Origin of the sequence: Chitinivorax tropicus, assembly GCF_014202905.1 — a bacterium.
In the GTDB taxonomy this organism is placed as follows: Bacteria; Pseudomonadota; Gammaproteobacteria; order Burkholderiales; family SCOH01; genus Chitinivorax; species Chitinivorax tropicus.
Genome location: NZ_JACHHY010000006.1, coordinates 156,750 through 174,551 on the forward strand (window position 1 = coordinate 156,750; position 17,802 = coordinate 174,551).

Annotated in this window: 19 protein-coding genes; 12 read left to right on the forward strand and 7 right to left on the reverse strand. The window is 53.7% G+C overall.

The window, feature by feature from the left end; all coding sequences use genetic code 11:
- Window positions 1-59: 59 nt before the first annotated feature.
- The 3 genes from HNQ59_RS06500 to HNQ59_RS06510 form a co-directional block, all read right to left on the reverse strand.
- Entirely contained in the window at window positions 60-959 is a 900-nt protein-coding gene (locus HNQ59_RS06500) for an SDR family NAD(P)-dependent oxidoreductase (RefSeq protein ID WP_184036730.1), read from the reverse strand.
- Between the two features lie 555 nt (window positions 960-1,514).
- Entirely contained in the window at window positions 1,515-1,985 is a 471-nt protein-coding gene (locus tag HNQ59_RS06505; protein WP_184036733.1) for a GNAT family N-acetyltransferase, read from the reverse strand.
- A gap of 254 nt (window positions 1,986-2,239) precedes the next feature.
- Complete coding sequence (locus tag HNQ59_RS06510; protein ID WP_184036735.1) at window positions 2,240-2,509, reverse strand: DUF2798 domain-containing protein; 270 nt, start codon at window positions 2,507-2,509, stop codon at window positions 2,240-2,242.
- 232 nt (window positions 2,510-2,741) lie between these two features.
- Between HNQ59_RS06510 and HNQ59_RS06515 the strand changes: the two genes are divergently transcribed.
- Window positions 2,742-3,371 carry a histidine phosphatase family protein gene (locus HNQ59_RS06515; protein ID WP_184036737.1) on the forward strand — a complete coding sequence of 210 codons (630 nt, stop codon included), beginning with the start codon at window positions 2,742-2,744 and terminating at the stop codon, window positions 3,369-3,371.
- A gap of 392 nt (window positions 3,372-3,763) precedes the next feature.
- Window positions 3,764-4,774: a LacI family DNA-binding transcriptional regulator gene (locus HNQ59_RS06520; RefSeq protein ID WP_184036739.1), complete on the forward strand. Its 1,011-nt coding sequence runs from the start codon at window positions 3,764-3,766 to the stop codon at window positions 4,772-4,774.
- 99 nt (window positions 4,775-4,873) lie between these two features.
- Here the strand turns inward: HNQ59_RS06520 and mgtE are convergent, their stop codons facing one another.
- The 4 genes from mgtE to amrB form a co-directional block, all read right to left on the reverse strand.
- Window positions 4,874-6,313 (reverse strand): magnesium transporter, encoded by a 1,440-nt coding sequence (gene mgtE, locus HNQ59_RS06525; protein WP_184036741.1) that lies wholly within the window; start codon window positions 6,311-6,313, stop codon window positions 4,874-4,876.
- Window positions 6,314-6,584: 271 nt separating this feature from the next.
- Window positions 6,585-7,673 carry an AmmeMemoRadiSam system radical SAM enzyme gene (gene amrS, locus HNQ59_RS06530; protein WP_184036743.1) on the reverse strand — a complete coding sequence of 363 codons (1,089 nt, stop codon included), beginning with the start codon at window positions 7,671-7,673 and terminating at the stop codon, window positions 6,585-6,587.
- A gap of 9 nt (window positions 7,674-7,682) precedes the next feature.
- Window positions 7,683-8,240 carry an AmmeMemoRadiSam system protein A gene (gene amrA / locus HNQ59_RS06535; RefSeq protein WP_184036746.1) on the reverse strand — a complete coding sequence of 186 codons (558 nt, stop codon included), beginning with the start codon at window positions 8,238-8,240 and terminating at the stop codon, window positions 7,683-7,685.
- Window positions 8,230-9,039, reverse strand: a complete 810-nt coding sequence (amrB, locus tag HNQ59_RS06540) for an AmmeMemoRadiSam system protein B (protein ID WP_184036749.1) — start codon at window positions 9,037-9,039, stop codon at window positions 8,230-8,232. Before amrB ends, amrA begins: the two co-directional genes overlap by 11 nt.
- 242 nt (window positions 9,040-9,281) lie before the next feature.
- Between amrB and mnmG the strand changes: the two genes are divergently transcribed.
- The 10 genes from mnmG to atpA all read left to right on the forward strand — a co-directional run bounded on the left by mnmG (window position 9,282) and on the right by atpA (window position 17,784).
- Window positions 9,282-11,177: a tRNA uridine-5-carboxymethylaminomethyl(34) synthesis enzyme MnmG gene (gene mnmG / locus HNQ59_RS06545; protein WP_184036752.1), complete on the forward strand. Its 1,896-nt coding sequence runs from the start codon at window positions 9,282-9,284 to the stop codon at window positions 11,175-11,177.
- Entirely contained in the window at window positions 11,174-11,806 is a 633-nt protein-coding gene (gene rsmG / locus HNQ59_RS06550; protein ID WP_184036755.1) for a 16S rRNA (guanine(527)-N(7))-methyltransferase RsmG, read from the forward strand. The genes mnmG and rsmG overlap by 4 nt, the downstream gene beginning before the upstream one ends.
- Window positions 11,799-12,584: a ParA family protein gene (locus HNQ59_RS06555; protein ID WP_184036757.1), complete on the forward strand. Its 786-nt coding sequence runs from the start codon at window positions 11,799-11,801 to the stop codon at window positions 12,582-12,584. Before rsmG ends, HNQ59_RS06555 begins: the two co-directional genes overlap by 8 nt.
- 5 nt (window positions 12,585-12,589) lie before the next feature.
- Complete coding sequence (locus HNQ59_RS06560; RefSeq protein WP_184036759.1) at window positions 12,590-13,432, forward strand: ParB/RepB/Spo0J family partition protein; 843 nt, start codon at window positions 12,590-12,592, stop codon at window positions 13,430-13,432.
- 208 nt (window positions 13,433-13,640) lie between these two features.
- Window positions 13,641-13,997 (forward strand): ATP synthase subunit I, encoded by a 357-nt coding sequence (locus HNQ59_RS06565; RefSeq protein WP_184036761.1) that lies wholly within the window; start codon window positions 13,641-13,643, stop codon window positions 13,995-13,997.
- A 12-nt stretch (window positions 13,998-14,009) separates the two neighbouring features.
- Window positions 14,010-14,810, forward strand: a complete 801-nt coding sequence (gene atpB / locus HNQ59_RS06570) for a F0F1 ATP synthase subunit A (RefSeq protein ID WP_184036763.1) — start codon at window positions 14,010-14,012, stop codon at window positions 14,808-14,810.
- A gap of 64 nt (window positions 14,811-14,874) precedes the next feature.
- On the forward strand, window positions 14,875-15,162 hold the full coding sequence (gene atpE / locus HNQ59_RS06575; RefSeq protein WP_184036765.1) for a F0F1 ATP synthase subunit C: 288 nt from the start codon (window positions 14,875-14,877) through the stop codon (window positions 15,160-15,162).
- A gap of 57 nt (window positions 15,163-15,219) precedes the next feature.
- On the forward strand, window positions 15,220-15,690 hold the full coding sequence (locus HNQ59_RS06580; RefSeq protein ID WP_184036768.1) for a F0F1 ATP synthase subunit B: 471 nt from the start codon (window positions 15,220-15,222) through the stop codon (window positions 15,688-15,690).
- Window positions 15,641-16,234 carry a F0F1 ATP synthase subunit delta gene (locus HNQ59_RS06585; RefSeq protein WP_246490877.1) on the forward strand — a complete coding sequence of 198 codons (594 nt, stop codon included), beginning with the start codon at window positions 15,641-15,643 and terminating at the stop codon, window positions 16,232-16,234. Before HNQ59_RS06580 ends, HNQ59_RS06585 begins: the two co-directional genes overlap by 50 nt.
- 8 nt (window positions 16,235-16,242) lie before the next feature.
- Complete coding sequence (gene atpA, locus HNQ59_RS06590) at window positions 16,243-17,784, forward strand: F0F1 ATP synthase subunit alpha (protein ID WP_184036771.1); 1,542 nt, start codon at window positions 16,243-16,245, stop codon at window positions 17,782-17,784.
- The last annotated feature ends 18 nt before the right edge of the window (window positions 17,785-17,802 follow it).

Below are 17,802 nucleotides of genomic sequence, written 5' to 3' on the forward strand. Positions count from 1 at the left end.
GTTCGTTTTCTGCTGATTGAGACTGATTGGTGTGGCGCTTGAGATCGCATCTCCAGCATTCAACAATGTTCCCAGAATCGCTCGTTCCAGGGTCGCAGATCGATCTCGCTTGACCAGGCGGTACGTGGCTGATGGTGTAGTGCCACGATGGATTGGGCAATGTCATCCGGGTCGGAGTGGATGGGCTCCGACGATTCCGCATCGGGCTCGTCAATATCTGCGTCGATCAGCACGTGGGCCACATGCACACCATGGGGCCATAGCTCCCTTGATAGAACCTGAGCCAGCGCGCGCTGGCTGAATTTGCCGATAGCCAGGTTGAGGTGCCCCTCGCGTCCGATGATGGATGAAGTCGAGCCGACCAGAATGATGCTGCCTTTGCCGGCGGCTTTCATCGCGCGTCCCGCTGCTTGGCTGACCAGAAAGGCCCCCAGGCAATTATGCTTCCAGGCGCTTTCGAAGGCGGGCACAGTGACATCAAGTGCCAGGCCAGGGCCGAATTCCTGTAGCGAATAGACGACCAAGGATGGCGTACCCTGGTTGGCAATGACTTTGGCGAAGGTGGATGCAACGTCGATTTCATGCGTGGCGTCCATGCCATATGATTCGGCCTTCACCCCCTGAGCTCGTAACATTTCACAAAGTGAGCTGAGACGATTTGCGTTACGGGACAGCAAGGCCAGGTCGTATCCTGCCTCGGCCAGTCGGTTGGCCAGTGCATACCCGAACCCTGGCCCCACGCCAACGATCACTGCCGTACCCAGCGTAGCTGGCGCAGGTGACATTGGTACTTCAGTGAATTCGACATGGGCCGGGCGTAATCGATCGCCGTTACGATCAGCGCGTCGCCACGTACCCGCCGTGACGGGAACTGTCTTGCGAAAAGCGAAATGTAACTGTACCGGGCCGAACCGCAGCCTTCTCCAGACTTTCAATTGTTGCCAGACTGTATCAATCATTTTCACTCTCCATGCTATTGAGAAAATGGACCAATATCATCCTTTGTTTATGTATTTATATAGCATAGGTATAAGAATGGCAATGTTGTAAGATTATGAATTTGAACATTTTGTTAAAATGTTTATATGAATGTATTGATAATTTTTCTTTATATGAAATATTGAATGTATTGACTTGCTAATTTCGCTAGGTATGTACAGAGAGAATGCGTCTCAAAAAACATTTTTATGGCTAATATGTGAAGCAGAGCCAGTTGGTTGTAATAGAAGAGATTGTTAAAATTGGAATATGGTGAAATATTTATGGAAAGTGACGCATACTGCACCATTTTATGAATGGAGTGCCAATGTGTGGTTGATTGGATGGTGTGGCTTCGCCCGCATGATTTGCCAGCTTGGTCGGTGACAGCGGGGCAGCCCTGTGATCAGGTCTAGGCAGCTCGTGAAGCCACGTCAGCGGAATCTGGAACCAGATGGTGGTTCGAAAAGGCATGGCCAATATGGCTCGGGCTGGCTGAGGGGTAATCCGTTATTGAAGTGTGCGAAAAAACCGCACTATGCCGCATCAAGGGGGGCTGGGGTGCCATTTGAAAGGACATGAGCCGACGCAGGGAATTGCTCATTACCGGCCAGTTTGCCTGATATGGTGGCGACGTGATGGAAGCCTTCGCTGAGGTAGAGGGCAAGCGCGGCTTCGTTGCCGACCAGCACATCCAAAGCCAATGGCCCCACCGATGCGGCGACCGCTGCACGTATCAGTCCGCGTGCGATACCCTTGCGCTGATGGCTTGGGTGGACGTACAGCCATGTCAACTCATCATCAGTGAATCCGACAAACCCCACCACCTGCTGCTGCCATTCAGCAACGAGAACGGTACCGTCAAACAATCCTTCCGTCGGCCCGGCCTGTTCGAGTGGTAGAAAAGCATCGGCCAAGCCACTGGCCGCCAGCTCAAGCATGCGGGCTGGGTCGTGTACCTCACAGAGCGCTGGCCAGTCGGCAGGATGGTATGGGCGTATCTGCATCGGGGGGGCTTTGGTTGTTCAGCGAGGTGTTGCATTCGGACACACAGCATATTGGACGGCAGCCCGTTCTATCAAGCCTCGCTACTGGAATGACGATACCAATGGCCTATCGTGTGTGCAACAGGTGCCTGTATCCAGACACCTGTTGGCGCCTCTGTTCAAGCAGACTTTGCCAGCGAAAGTGAGCTGTCGCACTTGCCATTGTCAGCTATACACAGGGTGCGTGCCGCGTAATCTGCCACCATGTGGTGGGCTCAGGCTGGCCGGACCAACGCTGCTGTGGCCTTTCGAACAACAGGCAACACCAGTAGTAGTACGGGAAAGGCGATGAGCCATGATATACCCCATGCGCCCAACCACTTCGACGTGAACTGTGGAGACATGCCGATGCTTTTGAAGGTGCTGATCAGCGAGACGATACAAGTCATCAGGATCGACAACAACAAAGGCATGACCACGGTGGCGTAACGGGCTGGCAACTTGGGGATGCCAAACAGGATGGTGTGTTGATTTGAAGCGTTCATGAAGATCTCCTGAATCCGGCCAAACAAAGGCGCCTATCGCCCATTGAATGAGCGAACTGCCCGGCATGGCCGGAAAGATTGGCGCGTTGATTGACGTTGAACGCTTACGATCAATTGCGAGAGGCGCAACGATGGCATGATCATAGCGTGTGCGATCCTTCAAGACAAGCATGGGCAAGGTCTGACGACAAGGTGCTACTATCCGGTTGGTATATTTGCTGTGATTCTGAAGATGAAGACGACGTTGTGCCTGGTTCGCCATGGCGAAACAGATTGGAATGTGGCCCGGCGCCTGCAGGGGCACTTGGATATCCCCCTCAATGCAATTGGTTTGCAGCAGGCTGCTGCGGCTGCCTGTGGATTGATTTCGCATGGCTTCCACGCCATTTACAGTAGTGATCTGCTGCGTGCACGCCAAACAGCGCAAGCGGCGGCTCAGGGATTGGGGTTATCAATTATCGAGTGGCCAGCACTACGTGAGCGCCATTTCGGGTTGTTTCAAGGTTTGACCGCAGCTGAAGCAGAGGCTCGCTTTCCAGATGCTTATGCAAATTATATCTCGCGTCAGTGTGACTACATTCCGCCTGATGGAGGAGAGTCATTGGCGGGGTTCGCATCCCGTGTGCATGGCGCGTTGATGCAGATTGTTGCGGCTCACCCAGGGCAGGCTGTCTTGGTCGTGACGCACGGTGGTGTTCTGCACATGGCGAACCGCATGGTGACCGGTGTGCCGATTGATGAGCCACGAGATTACCCGATTCCCAATGCGGCATTGAATTGGCTGTCCTATCGAGATGGACAGTGGAGAATCGACCATTGGGCCGACCAACGGCATCTGCAGGGTGCATTGGACGAGATTTGATCACTTGTAGTGATGTGGTTATTTACGAGCGGCCCGGAGATGTCATTGCATATGAATTCTGCAACTGATCTCCTCAAATCTACCATGACGCCAAATAGATGCTGCCCAGCCATGGAAAATTGGAAACGATTTCAAATTGCCATCTTCTCAGGCCACCAGGGATGGCAGGTGAAAGAATATCAATTGATCCTATGGTGGTGTTAAATATTAAATTTAAACAATGGCTTATGGTTTTTTTGAGAAGGCGACTGTATCGGTGGTGTTATTGTGTCGATTCATTGAAAATAGGGGGCGCTGAGGCATATGTAGTTGGAAGTAGTAAAAAATAGGGATATCGTTGCTGCATTGAAAATTAGGCTGTCTTAAATTGCTGCGGCAGAGGATGAGTAACAATGACGGAAAATGCGCCAACAGCAACTGTGCATGAGGTCGCACATGCAGCGGGTGTTTCACCTGCAACGGTTTCCCGTATCCTCAATGGTTCGGCTCGCGTGTCGGATGCCAAGCGACGCGCTGTAGAGCAAGCCATCGCGCAACTGAATTACCGGCCCAATTTGCTGGCACAGAGTCTGAAAAGTGGTCGGGCCATGACCATCGGCATATTGACTCCAGATGTAGTCAGCCCATTTTTCACCGAGTCGTTGCGCGGCATCGAGGCAGCATTGGTTGGCACGGGATATGCCCCGTTGATCGTCAGTGGCCATTGGCGGCCAGATGAAGAGAGTAATCGTGTCGAGCTGCTGATTGCGCGTCGGGTTGATGGAATCGTCATTTTGTCCGGCGGGCTGACGGAATCGCAGATTGCTTCCTACGCACAACGGATCCCCATTGTCGCAACAGGGCATCAGCTGCGAGCGAACCGTGCATTGGGGATCACATTTGATCAATATCAGGGTGCACGTATGGCCATGCAGCATCTGATCGAAATGGGGCATCAACGGATCGCATTCATTGCCGGCTTGGTGGGCCATGGGGACGCCAAAGCTCGCCTGCAGGGCTATGAGGACGCATTGGCGGCAGCGGGCATCGCCTTTGACCCGCAACTGGTCGTGCAAGGTAATTTTCTGGAGAATGGTGGCATCTTGGCGGTGAATCTGCTGTTGGAGGCCCACCAACAGTTTTCGGCCATTTTTGCAGCGAATGACCACACCGCTTATGGCGCACGCCTGGCGCTGTATCGCAGGGGTATCCGGGTGCCAGAGGATGTGTCGGTCATCGGCTTTGATGATTTGCCTGCGTCCAGTTATGTCACGCCACCCTTGACCACGATACGCCAGCCTGTCTTCGAGGCGGGCCGAGTGGCGGCGCAATCCTTATTGCATCTGATCCGTGGCGAATCGGTTGCCGTGCCATCATTGGCTTTGGAGCTGATTGTCCGCGAATCAGTCAAATGCTTGCGCTAGGCCCGGCCCAGGGAGGGTGGCGAGCCAAAATGGTCGACCATTTGTGTTGGCCAACGGGCAATACACCACCCTGATCCCTCGATAGAGGGCATAACGCCACTACAGCAGGAATGCGGTTGCCAGTCCCAAGAAGATGAAGAATCCCATGCTGTCTGTGGTGGCGGTCAGTAATACACTGGAGCCAAAAGCAGGGTCGCGCCCCATTTTGTGCATGGTGAGGGGTACAAAAATGCCCACCAGCGCTGCCACTTGAAAGTTCAACACCATCGCGGCCATCATCACCAGTCCAAGCGAAACCTGTTTGTAGAGCAACCAGGCAATCAGCCCCATGACGCTTCCCCACACCAAACCGTTCAGTAGGGCAATGCCCAGCTCTTTGATAATCAGGCGACGGGCGTTGCTGGCGTTGATCTGATTCAGTGCCAAGCCGCGAATGATCAGGGTTGAGGTTTGGTTGCCTGTATTGCCGCCGATGCCAGCGACAATCGTCATCAAAGTGGAAAGGGCCACCAAGCTGCTGATGGTGTTTTCAAAGGCCCCGATCACGCGAGAAGCAACGAAGGCGGTGCAGATATTGATGGCAAGCCAAGGCCAGCGGTTTTTGGCAGAGGCCCAGACGGATGAGAACAAATCTTCATCCTCCCGCAGACCCGCCAGATTCAGCATTTCATTTTCGGCGTCTTCACGGATGATATCCACCATCATGTCCACGGTCAGACGGCCAATCAGCTTGCCTTGTTTGTCAACCACCGGCGCGGAGATCAGGTCGTAACGTTCAAAGGCCTGCGCGGCATCACCCGCGTCCTCTTCCGGGCGAAATGTCACAACATCCTGCGCCATGATGTCGACCACCATCATGTCTGGGTCGTTCACCAACAAGCGTTTCAATGGCAAGATGCCCTTGAGAATGTCGGACTTGTCAACAACAAACAGTTTGTCGGTATGGTTTGGCAGCTCTTCAAAACGGCGCAGATAGCGTAAGACCACTTCCAATGAGACATCATCACGGATCGTCACCATTTCGAAATCCATGATCCCGCCCACCTGGTGCTCGTCATAGGACAAAGCACTTTGAACCTGCGCTCGTTCTTCCTTGTCCAGTGAGTCCATCAACTCGTGGACAACAGCTTGCGGCAAGTCGGGGGCTAGGTCGGCAATCTCGTCAGCGTCGAGCTGCTCTGCCGCTGCCAGGATCTCGTCGCTGTCCATGTGGGCCAGCAGGGTTTCGCGGACGGCATCGGAGACTTCAAGCAGGATGTCACCGTCCCGCTCGGCCTTGACCAGATCCCATACCAACAGACGTTCGTCGAGAGGAAGTGCTTCGAGGATGTGGGCGATGTCGGCTGGGTGCAGCAGATCCAGTTTGTGCTGCAGCTCTACCAGATTCTGTCGATGGACGAGTGTTTCGACCAGGTCGTGTTTAGGCATGTCCTGCTTGTGGACGAGCCCTTCAACCAGTTTGTGACGTGCAATCAGGCGCTGAACCTGTTGCAGGCTTTCTTGCAGGCTTTCCTGCGGTTTTTGTTCAATGGCGTTCATGGCGCTCTTCACCCGGCAGATGCGGGCGGCGAAAAAGAGCGCCCGCGGGTTAGGCTATATTTCTTGCGTGGAGCGATAAATAGTGACTACTACTGGAGTCCATTGCGTAAGCCTCAAAAAGCCGCATAGGGCGCGGCATCCTGATATGGATTATACATCTGTTTCTGTGATGGACGATTGGGGAAACCGCTTGACGTGATGTCTGCCGGTTTTTCCGCATGGCATTGGCTTGGTCTGAGCTTTACAGACTGGGCCTTGACATGGCCGCTCGTCAGAGATCAGTTGAGTAATCTGCTATATGGATTGGGATTCGTCGGCGGCCAAATGGTTTCTCTCCTGATGAGAATCGCCCTTGCAATGGGGTCTGGCAATGTGCGCAACAGCCATTCGCATCTATATCGTATGTCAGCAGCGCATGCCAATCACGTACTACCACGGGTTTTTGGCAGCTTGGGCAATAGGTGGTTCCCCCTTCGATATCGATAATATTGCCGGTATACACATAGTGCAGCCCCGTCTGGCGAGCGATGTGCCTGGCATGATGAAGCGTGCTGGCAGGCGTGGCGGGCAGATCGCCCAGCTTGTAATCAGGGTGGAAAGCCGTGAAATGCAATGGCACGTCCGGCCCCAGTTCATTCATGATCCATTCGCAGAGCCGTGTGATTTCCTGGGTGCTGTCGTTGAGTGTTGGAATCAATAGCGTCGTAATCTCCAACCAAACCTGCGTTTCATGTTTCAGGTAAAGCAGCGTGTCCAGAATGGGTGACAACCTGGCCCCACACAGTTTGACGTAAAACTCATCGGTGAAGCCCTTCAGGTCAACATTGGCCGCATCCATCTTGGCAAAGAACGCCCGTCTGGGGTGGTCGTGGAGATAGCCTGCCGTCACGGCCACGGTCTGGATGTCCATGGCATGGCAGGCATCCGCGACATCCATGGCGTATTCGGCAAAGATGACCGGGTCGTTGTAGGTAAAGGCGACGCTGCGGCAACCATGCTGGGCGGCTGCTTGGGCAATGCGCTCGGGGCGCGCGGCATCGGCCAGGGTGTCCATCTCGTGGGATTTGGAGATATCCCAGTTCTGGCAGAACTTGCAGGCCAGGTTGCAACCTGCCGTTCCAAAGCTCAGCGCGCTGGAGCCAGGGTAGAAGTGACTGAGGGGTTTCTTCTCGATCGGGTCGATACAAAAGCCAGACGAGCGGCCATAAGTTGTCAGCACCATGGCATCTTGCTGGCGCATCCGGACAAAACACAGGCCTCGCTGGCCTTCATGTAACCTACAGTCTCGTGGGCACAGGTCGCATTGCAGGCGCCCGTCATCAAGCATGTGCCAATACTGGGCCGGGTGATGCTTGGTCATGATCAATCCTCAGCGGAGTGGCGGCTCGGTGAACTTCTGAACCTGGTAGCGGGTGACAATCATGTCTGGCGACCAGAAATCCGCCGACCAGCCTGCCTTGCGTTTCAATTGTTGTATGAACGCAGTGGGGGCGGGCAGCTGCTCCCATACTTGGGGTAGAAACGTCGCTTGGCGGCAACCACACCGCAACGTCACGCCATCGACCCCTGGCCTCAGCATGGCAAGCAATTCTGCCTCATTGGCGACCGTGACAGGCTCGGGTGCGGTCAATACGGATACCTCGATGGTGGTTTCGCCCAGCTCCTCAATCGACACTGGCGGAAAGCGAGGGTCATGCAAGGCTGCGGCCACCGCATTGTGGATGATATCTTCAGCAAGTGATTGATGCGCTTCCAGGCTGCCCATGCAGCCCCGTAATGCACCCTGCCGCTTGAGTGTGATGAAACAAGCCCCTGGTCGGGACAGCGCCTGGGTGTCTGGTTTTTTGATGGCGGATTGGCCGAGCTGGCTGACAATGGCCTCACGTGCCAGCGCGAGCAAGAGGGTGCCCAGTCGTTCATCCAGCATGATCGGCCTCCAAAAAGGCAAATGCAGCGTAACCGACCACTCGTTCCTTATCGCCAGCAGTATCGCCTGAGTTGCGCAAATCCATCAAGAAGGGCTTCAGCTGTCGTTGACGGGCCACCTGCAGCAAGCCACGGATTGGTGTTGCGCCACACGCTTGCTGGTGATTGATCTGATCATGCAGCTCCAGAATCGATTCACAGGTGTCATGATCAACCCGCTGCGCCAGGCTGTACGGCAAATAGTGCGAAAGATCGGAGCTCACGACGATCAGCGTTTCACGCCCACCCCATAACAGATTCAGCACATCGGCCACCTCTTGTGTGCTGGCGTCACCCACCGCCAGAGGAACCAGCGTGAAATGATCGAGAACATGTTGCAAAAAAGGGAGATGCACCTCCAGTGAGTGTTCCAGGGCATGTGCCGCCGCGCTGGTTTCAACTTGCGGAAGACTGATCAGACGACGGCAGCTGGACTGATCGATGGGAACCGTACCCAGCGGTGTGGCGAAGGCTTCGCAGTCTGGTAGCGCCAGGCCCTTCACCGGTACCCGATGGGTGGGGCCCAGCAGCACCACCCGCTCAATTTGCGCGTGAAATGGCCGTAGTGCCGCATAGACCTTTGCCGCGACCGAGCCCGAATAAACATAGCCAGCGTGGGGGGCGATGATGGCCTTGGGAGGATGGGGTAAAGACTGATGACGAGCTGCATCGACAATCAAGTCATCTACCGTCCGCATCAATTGATCATGTTGGCCTGGGTAAAATGACCCGGCCACCGCGGCGTGGCGAACAGCAGACATGGCATCCTCCTGGTACAACACCCAACGATGCGTGGTACTACGTATATTTAGGCGAATTCACATGCTTCAAGTTTCATTGAAGACAAGTTTTTTCACTGGAGCAAGCTTGCAAGTATACGAACTGAATCATTTGATCATGGTTAACGTACTGTTTTAATTGAAAAACATGGTGTTGTTGCTGGTATTTTTTGCCTATATCGCGTAAAATCTCCGCCCTTTTGCAAGCTTTGTGGATTGTGGCCATGTTGTATCCAACCGAATTTGACGTGATCGTGGTAGGTGGCGGCCATGCCGGTACTGAGGCTGCGTTGGCAGCGGCACGCATGGGCGCAAACACCTTGCTGCTGACCCACAATATTGAGACTTTGGGGCAAATGTCCTGCAACCCGTCCATTGGCGGAATCGGCAAGGGGCATCTGGTCAAAGAGGTAGACGCCCTGGGCGGCGCCATGGCACTCGCCACCGATATGGGTGGCATCCAGTTCCGCACGCTGAATTCCTCCAAAGGCCCAGCGGTGCGCGCCACGCGTGCGCAGGCCGATCGCGTGCTGTACAAAGCAGCCATTCGTGGCATGTTGGAAAATCAACCCAATTTGACGCTGTTCCAGCAGGCAGTCGATGACATTCTGTTGCAAGGTGAGCGTGTCAGCGGAGTCGTCACCCAGATTGGCATCCGTTTCATGGCGCGTGCAGTGGTGCTCACGGCAGGCACCTTTCTGGGGGGGAAAATCCACGTTGGGCTGGAAAACCATGTGGGTGGGCGCGCTGGGGACTCTGCCTCGCTCACCCTGGCTGGTCGTTTACGAGAATTGCAGCTACCGGTTGGCCGCTTGAAAACAGGCACACCCCCACGCATTGATGGGCGGACCATCGATTACAGTGCCTTGGAGGCCCAGCCCGGCGATGCGCCTGAGCCGGTTTTCTCCTACCGTGGCTCACGCGCCCTTCACCCCAAGCAACTGCCTTGTTGGATCACCCATACCAATGAACGAACCCATGAGATCATCCGCTCGGGTTTTGATCGCTCACCTATGTTCACGGGGATCATTGAAGGTGTCGGCCCGCGTTATTGCCCCTCGATTGAGGACAAAATCAATCGCTTTGCCGACAAGAACAGCCACCAGATTTTTCTGGAGCCAGAGGGCTTGCAAACCAACGAGATCTATCCCAATGGAATCTCCACCTCGCTACCCTTCGACATCCAATTGGCGGCGGTGCGCTCGATGCGCGGGCTGGAGCAGGCGCACATCCTGCGTCCTGGCTACGCCATAGAATACGATTACTATGACCCGCGTAATTTGAAGTCCAGCTTCGAAACCAAGTCGATCAACGGCTTGTTCTTTGCTGGCCAGATCAATGGCACCACCGGCTATGAAGAAGCGGCTGCGCAAGGCCTGTTTGCTGGTATCAACGCGGCGTTGCAGGTGCAGGAGCGAGCGCCCTGGTGCCCTGCGCGTGACCAGGCCTATATTGGCGTGCTGGTCGATGATCTGATCACTCGCGGGGTAACCGAGCCCTATCGCATGTTCACCAGCCGTGCAGAATTCCGTCTGCAGCTACGGGAAGACAATGCCGATCTGCGCCTGACTGAAATCGGACGTGAGCTGGGCGTGGTAGGTGATGCGCAGTGGGATGCGTTCTGCCGCAAGCGTGACGCCATTGCAGCGGAGTTTGAGCGACTGAAATCCACATGGGCCAACCCACGCAATGTGAGTCGTGAGGATGCCGAGCGGGTGCTCGGGCAACCAATCGAGCGAGAGTACCGACTGGCGGATCTGCTACGCCGCCCCAATGTCACCTATGCTGAGTTGATGACCCTGCCGGTTGCGGGCAATGCAGTGGATGATGTAGAGGTTGCAGAACAGGTCGAGATTCAGGTCAAATACGAAGGCTATATCAACCGTCAGGCTGATGAAGTCGCACGTCGCGAGAGTCTGGAACATGTCAAGCTGCCTGCCGACATTGACTATGCGCAAGTCAAAGGGTTGTCAAAAGAAGTTCAGCAGAAATTGAACACTCACCGTCCCGAGACATTGGGACAAGCCTCCCGTATATCCGGGATCACGCCTGCCGCTGTGGGTCTGCTCTTGATCCATCTCAAGCGCGGCTTTGAAGAAACAGGAAAGAAATCCGCATGATACTTGCTGAACAACTGAAGCAAGGTATCGATGAGTTAGGCCTTGAGCTGTCCGATGATGTGCAGCGCAAGCTGCTTGACTATCTGGCCTTGCTGGAAAAATGGAATAAGGTATACGCTCTGACCGCAATTCGTGATCATACGAAAATGGTCAGCCATCATCTGCTGGATTGCTTGGCAGCATTGCCACATGTGACGGCCCAGCGAGTGTTGGACGTGGGCTCGGGTGGCGGACAGCCCGGTTTGGTCTGGGCCATTGCCCGCCCAGATTGGTCGCTGACCTTGCTCGATAGCAACCACAAGAAAACGACTTTCTTGCGGCAGGCAGTCATTGATCTAGGGCTGAGCAATGTGGAAGTGGTGACCGGAAGGGTTGAGGCGCTGACGGCTGAAGACCCCTATGATGTCATCACTTCGCGAGCGTTTTCCGATCTGGGCGATTTTGTGCGTCTCAGTCGCGCGTTGCTGGCGGACGATGGCCGTTGGCTGGCCATGAAAGGCGTGCATCCTTATGAAGAAATCGCGTTGTTACCGAAAGACATTGTGGTAGACAAAGTTGTACCTCTCCATGTGCCAGGATTAGGCGCAGAACGACACCTGATCATCATGCAGGCGGTGCCCAATGCTTAGAATCATTGCCATCACCAATCAAAAAGGTGGGGTCGGAAAAACAACTACTGCAGTCAATCTGGCTGCCAGTTTTGCCTCAATCGGCAAGCGTGTGCTACTGGTGGATCTGGACCCACAAGGCAATGCAACCATGGGTAGCGGCGTGGCAAAGGGCCAGTTACCCGTCTCTGTCTACCACGTCTTGCTTGGAGGGGCGGATATCCGATCGGCCCTGCATCGGTCCCAGGGCGGGGAATACGACGTATTGCCCGCCAATCGCGAATTGGGTGGGGCGGAAATCGAGCTGGTGGATCTGGAGCACCGAGAGGCCAGATTGAAACAAGCATTGGCGCCTTTACATGATCAATACGATCTGGTGCTGATTGATTGCCCGCCCGCCTTGAATCTGCTGACCTTGAATGGCCTGGTGGCCGCTGAGCGAGTCATGATCCCGATGCAATGCGAATACTACGCGCTTGAAGGATTGACTGATCTCATCAATACCCTACGTAAAGTCCGACAGGGTTTGAACGCGCAAATCGAAATCGAAGGCCTGCTGCGCACCATGTATGACCCACGTAGCACATTGGCTCAGCAAGTGTCGGAGCAATTGAGGCAACATTTCGGCGATAAGGTATACAACACTGTCATTCCTCGAAATGTCAGGTTGGCAGAGGCGCCCAGCTATGGGCTGCCAGCATTGGCCTATGACAAGGGGTCCCGAGGGGCGCAAGCCTATTTGGCTTTGGCGCAAGAGATTCTAAGCAAGGCGCCAGTCGCCGCAGCAACGGTTAGTTAATACGTATGGCAAAATTGAAAGGGCTTGGGCGCGGCCTGGATGCGCTCCTTGGCGAAATGCGTGTGGATACCCCGGCAGACCAGCTGCTGACTCTGCATATTGACCAGCTCAAGCCTGGTAAGTACCAGCCGCGCACCAGGATGGATCAAACGGCGCTGGCTGAATTGGCCGCATCAATCAAATCGCAAGGCTTGATGCAGCCAATTCTGGTGCGCCTGCTGGTCTCTGGTGGGTACGAAATCATTGCCGGTGAGCGTCGCTGGCGTGCGGCCAGAATGGCAGGTCTGATGCAGGTGCCTGTAGTGGTCAGGGTCGTAGCGGATGAGGCCGCTCTCGCCATGGCACTGATTGAGAACATCCAGCGTGAGGACCTCAATCCACTGGAAGAGGCAGTCGGCATCCAGCGCCTGGTGGATGAATTCGGCATGACGCATGATTCGTGTGCCCAGGTTCTGGGCCGCTCTCGCAGTGCGGTATCCAATTTGCTCCGTTTGCTGAATCTGCCAGAGCCAGTTCGCCAAATGGTATCAGAAGGTGATCTGGATATGGGGCATGCTCGGGCGCTATTGAGCCTGCCGGTCATGCAGCAGATCGAGCTTGCCAAGCAGGTCGTTGATCGAGGGCTATCGGTCCGAGAGACAGAGAAGTTGGTGCAGCGGATGTTGGAGCCCTTGGCTTCGCGGGAGCAGGTCATGCCGGACCCCGACGTCCTGAGATTGGAAGAAGAGATTTCAGAATCGATCGGCACCAAAGTCAGAATCCAGTCTGGCAAGCGCGGAGCCGGGAAAATAACCATCGAATACGGCTCTCTGGATCAATTGGACGGTCTATTGGCCCGTCTTCGTTGAGATTTATGGATTCGAACGTTCATTCTAACTATCGGATATCGACTTCCAACCAAAGCATAGTCATGTCAGGAAACACTTTTTGAACATTCTAATATCAAAAAGCGCTGATAAATCAATCCTGACGCAGTTGTTCTGCCATCATCGTGTTGACTATTAAGGCTTTTCATGGCTACAATCCGCAGGTTTTTTAAGACCGGGTTCCGCAATCTTGAATCGCCAAGTAAGCCGGGTCATCAGCCTGCAAATTTTTTTTGTTAGTCTGCTGGCTGTGATTCTTTGGTGGCAAGCGGGCAAGGTTGTTGCACTGTCCTCTCTCGCGGGAGGGGCCATCGGTGTGATATCCAGCTTGGTTTATGCGGTCGTGGCAAATGGCGACCGCCATCGTGCGCCTCAGGTCATCATCAAGGCGCATTTTGCTGCAGAGATGCTCAAGTTCACTGCTGTCGTGATTATGTTCGCGTTAGCAGTGATTTTTTTGCGAAATGAATTGTCCGCGCCAGCTTTATTTGGGGGGTATCTCGCGACAACGCTGGGATACTGGGCAGCGCTTATGTTCAAAAACTAGTGGTTGAAAATAATGTCGGCAGAACACGCACAAGCACCTGCAAATGCAACCGAGTACATCAAGCACCACTTGACCTTCCTGCAATCTCATGGCGAAGGCTTTTGGCGTTTTAATCTAGATACGTTCTGGATTGCTTTGTTCCTTGGCTTCATCTTTTTGTTCGTTTTTGGCTTGGCCGCGCGTCGGGCCACTTCTGGCGTGCCAGGTAGGCTGCAAAACTTTGTTGAGATGGTCGTCGAGATGGTTGACGCTCAAATCAAAGATGCATTCCACGCCAAAAGCAAGGTCATCGGCCCGTTGAGCTTGACCATTTTTGTCTGGGTGTTCTTGATGAACTCCATGGACTTCTTGCCGGTTGATCTGTTACCGAAGGTCGCAAGTTGGTTTGGGGTGCATTATCTGCGCGCTGTTCCAACAGCAGATGTAAACCAGACATTTGCCATGTCGATCTCGGTCATGTTCCTGATCATCGGGTTCAGCATCAGCGCTAAAGGCTTGGGTGGTTATACAAAAGAGCTCTTTACTGCTCCTTTCCATGCAAGCGGGCCAATGGCTATCGTACTGGCACCAGTCAATTTTGCCTTCCAGTTGATCGAATTGCTGGCGAAGCCGATCTCTCTTGCATTGCGTCTGTTCGGTAACATGTATGCAGGCGAGCTGATCTTCATTCTGATTGCACTGCTGCCGTGGTGGATTCAGTGGGTGTTGGGTGCGCCTTGGGCCATCTTCCACATTCTGGTGGTAACACTGCAAGCGTTTGTATTCATGATGTTGACCATCGTGTATCTGAGCCTCGCGGTAGAAGATCACTAATTTGAAGCAGTAATCGTTATTTCAAACCCTTTTTAGTAACACGTCCTTAATCTAGGAGATATAAATGGAAGCAGCACAACTGATTGCTAACGTACAAGGCCTGACCGTTATCGCCGCCGCCTTCATCATTGGCTTGGCAGCGATCGGTACCGCTCTGGGCTTTGCAATCCTCGGTGGCAAGTTCTTGGAGTCCTCTGCTCGCCAGCCGGAAATGATCCCCGTGCTGCAAACCAAGCTGTTCATTATTGCTGGTCTGTTGGACGCGATCTCCATGATCGGTGTTGGTGTTGCTATGCTGTACACCTTTAACAACCCGTTCCTGGGCCCGATCCTCGCTCGTATCGCCGGCTAATTGATCCAACTTTTGGATCAAATTGGTCTGATTTTGAATTAACGAGGAAAAACAACCATGGATATCAATGCATCACTGATCGGGCAAGCGATTACCTTCGCCCTGCTGGTGATCTTCACCATGAAGATTGTTTGGCCTCCGCTGACCCAGGTGATGGATGAGCGTGCCAAGCGCATCGCTGATGGCTTGGCTGCTGCAGATCGTGCAAATCAGGATCTGAAAAATGCAGAAAAGGCTGCGGCTGAAAAGCTGCGCGAGGCCAAGCAACAAGCATCCGAAATCATCGCCCAAGCTGAAAAACGTGCATCACAATTGATTGATGAAGCCAAGGAAGAGGCTCGTCAGGCAGGTGATCGCGAAAAGGCTGCGGTATTGGCGGAGATCGATCAAGAAGTGTTTCGAGCCAAAGAAGCGTTACGCGCTCAGGTGGCTGGTCTGGCGGTAGCCGGCGCAGAAAAGATTCTGCGCAAGGAAATCGATGCAGGCAAGCATGCCGATCTTTTGGCCTCGATCCAAGCGGAATTGTAAGAATCTCATGGCAGAAATCGTTACAGTCGCTAGGCCTTACGCAGAAGGGCTGTTTCGCCTCGCCAAGGAAAGCAATGCGTTCGCTAAGTGGTCTGATGTGCTGAGTGTGCTGGCGGCCGTGGTTGGTCATGATGAAGTTAAGGAAGTAGTGACCAATCCCAAGTTTTCCGCCGGTCAAGTTCAGTCATTGTTGTCTGATGTGCTGGGTGACAAGGCTGATGATCAAGTCAAGAACTTGGTCAAGACACTGCAAGAGAATGGGCGTCTCACGTTGTTGCCTGAGATTGCCATTCAGTTCGAGCAGTTGAAGTCTGCACTCAATAGCACAGTTGACGCGCACATCGTGTCCGCATTCCCATTGGATGGCGCACAGTTGCAAGCCCTTGTTGCGAAGCTTGAGGCACGCTTCAAGCAGAAAGTGGATGCCCAAATCAGCGTTGACCCCGAATTGCTGGGTGGTGTGCGTATTGAAATTGGTGATGAAGTTATCGATGCATCCGTTCGTGGCAAGCTGCAAGCCATGGCGTTCAGGCTTAAGAGTTAGGAGATATCATGCAGTTAAACCCCTCTGAAATCAGTGATCTGATCAAGAGTAAGATCGCCGGCCTGGCTGACGGCGCGGAAAGCCGCACCAAAGGCACCGTGGTCTCGGTCACTGACGGTATCGTCCGCATCCACGGCCTGTCCGATGTGATGCAGGGCGAAATGTTGGAGTTCCCAAATAATACCTTCGGCTTGGCGCTCAACCTGGAGCGCGATTCCGTTGGTGCGGTAATTCTGGGTGAGTACGAACATATTTCTGAAGGCGACGAAGTCAAGTGCACTGGTCGCATTCTGGAAGTGCCTGTTGGTCCTGAATTGATCGGTCGGGTAGTAAACTCTCTAGGTCAGCCAATTGATGGGAAAGGGCCGGTCAATGCCAAATTGACCAACCCGATCGAAAAAATCGCACCAGGTGTAATTGCCCGTAAGTCAGTTGGTCAACCGATGCAGACAGGCCTTAAAGCCATTGATGCGATGGTGCCGATCGGTCGTGGTCAGCGTGAGCTGATCATTGGCGATCGTCAGACTGGTAAGACAGCGGTTGCTCTGGATACCATCATCAATCAGAAGGGTACTGGGGTCATTTGTATCTACGTTGCGATCGGTCAAAAAGCATCTTCTATCGCAAACGTAGTTCGCAAGCTCGAAGAGCATGGTGCAATGGGTCACACCATCATCGTCGCTTCTTCCTCTTCTGAATCAGCGGCTATGCAATTCATTTCTGCATATTCTGGCTGCACGATGGGTGAATATTTCCGTGATCGTGGTCAGGATGCATTGATTGTATATGACGATTTGTCAAAGCAAGCTGTTGCATACCGGCAGATTTCCTTGTTGCTGCGTCGACCGCCTGGCCGTGAAGCATACCCTGGTGACGTGTTCTATCTACACTCCCGCCTGTTGGAGCGTGCTGCTCGCGTCAACGAAGAATATGTTGAAAAGTTCACCAATGGTGAAGTGAAAGGTAAAACAGGCTCTTTGACTGCATTGCCAATCATTGAAACCCAAGCCGGTGACGTTTCTGCATTCGTTCCGACGAACGTGATTTCCATTACCGACGGTCAGATCTTCCTGGAAACGGATTTGTTCAACTCTGGTATCCGTCCTGCGATCAACGCTGGTATTTCAGTATCTCGCGTGGGTGGTGCGGCTCAGACTAAAGCGATCAAGAAGTTGTCGGGTGGCATTCGTACTGACTTGGCGCAATATCGTGAATTGGCTGCGTTTGCGCAATTTGCATCTGACCTGGATGATGTAACCCGTAAGCAGCTTGAACGTGGTCGTCGTGTTACAGAGCTGATGAAGCAAGGGCAATATCATCCGTTGAAAGTATCCGAAATGACCCTGACGTTGTTGGGTGTTAACAAGGGTTATTACGACGATATTCCTGTTGAGAAGGCTCTGGCGTTTGAATCGGCATTCCGTTCTTATGCTCGTGCAAACTTGGCCGATGTATTGAAGCGTGTCGACGAAGCTGGTGAATTGTCCGGTGACGACGAGAAGAAAGTATGCGCTGCGATCGAATCGTTCAAGGCAAGCTCGGCTTACTAATCGAAATATTGCTTTGAT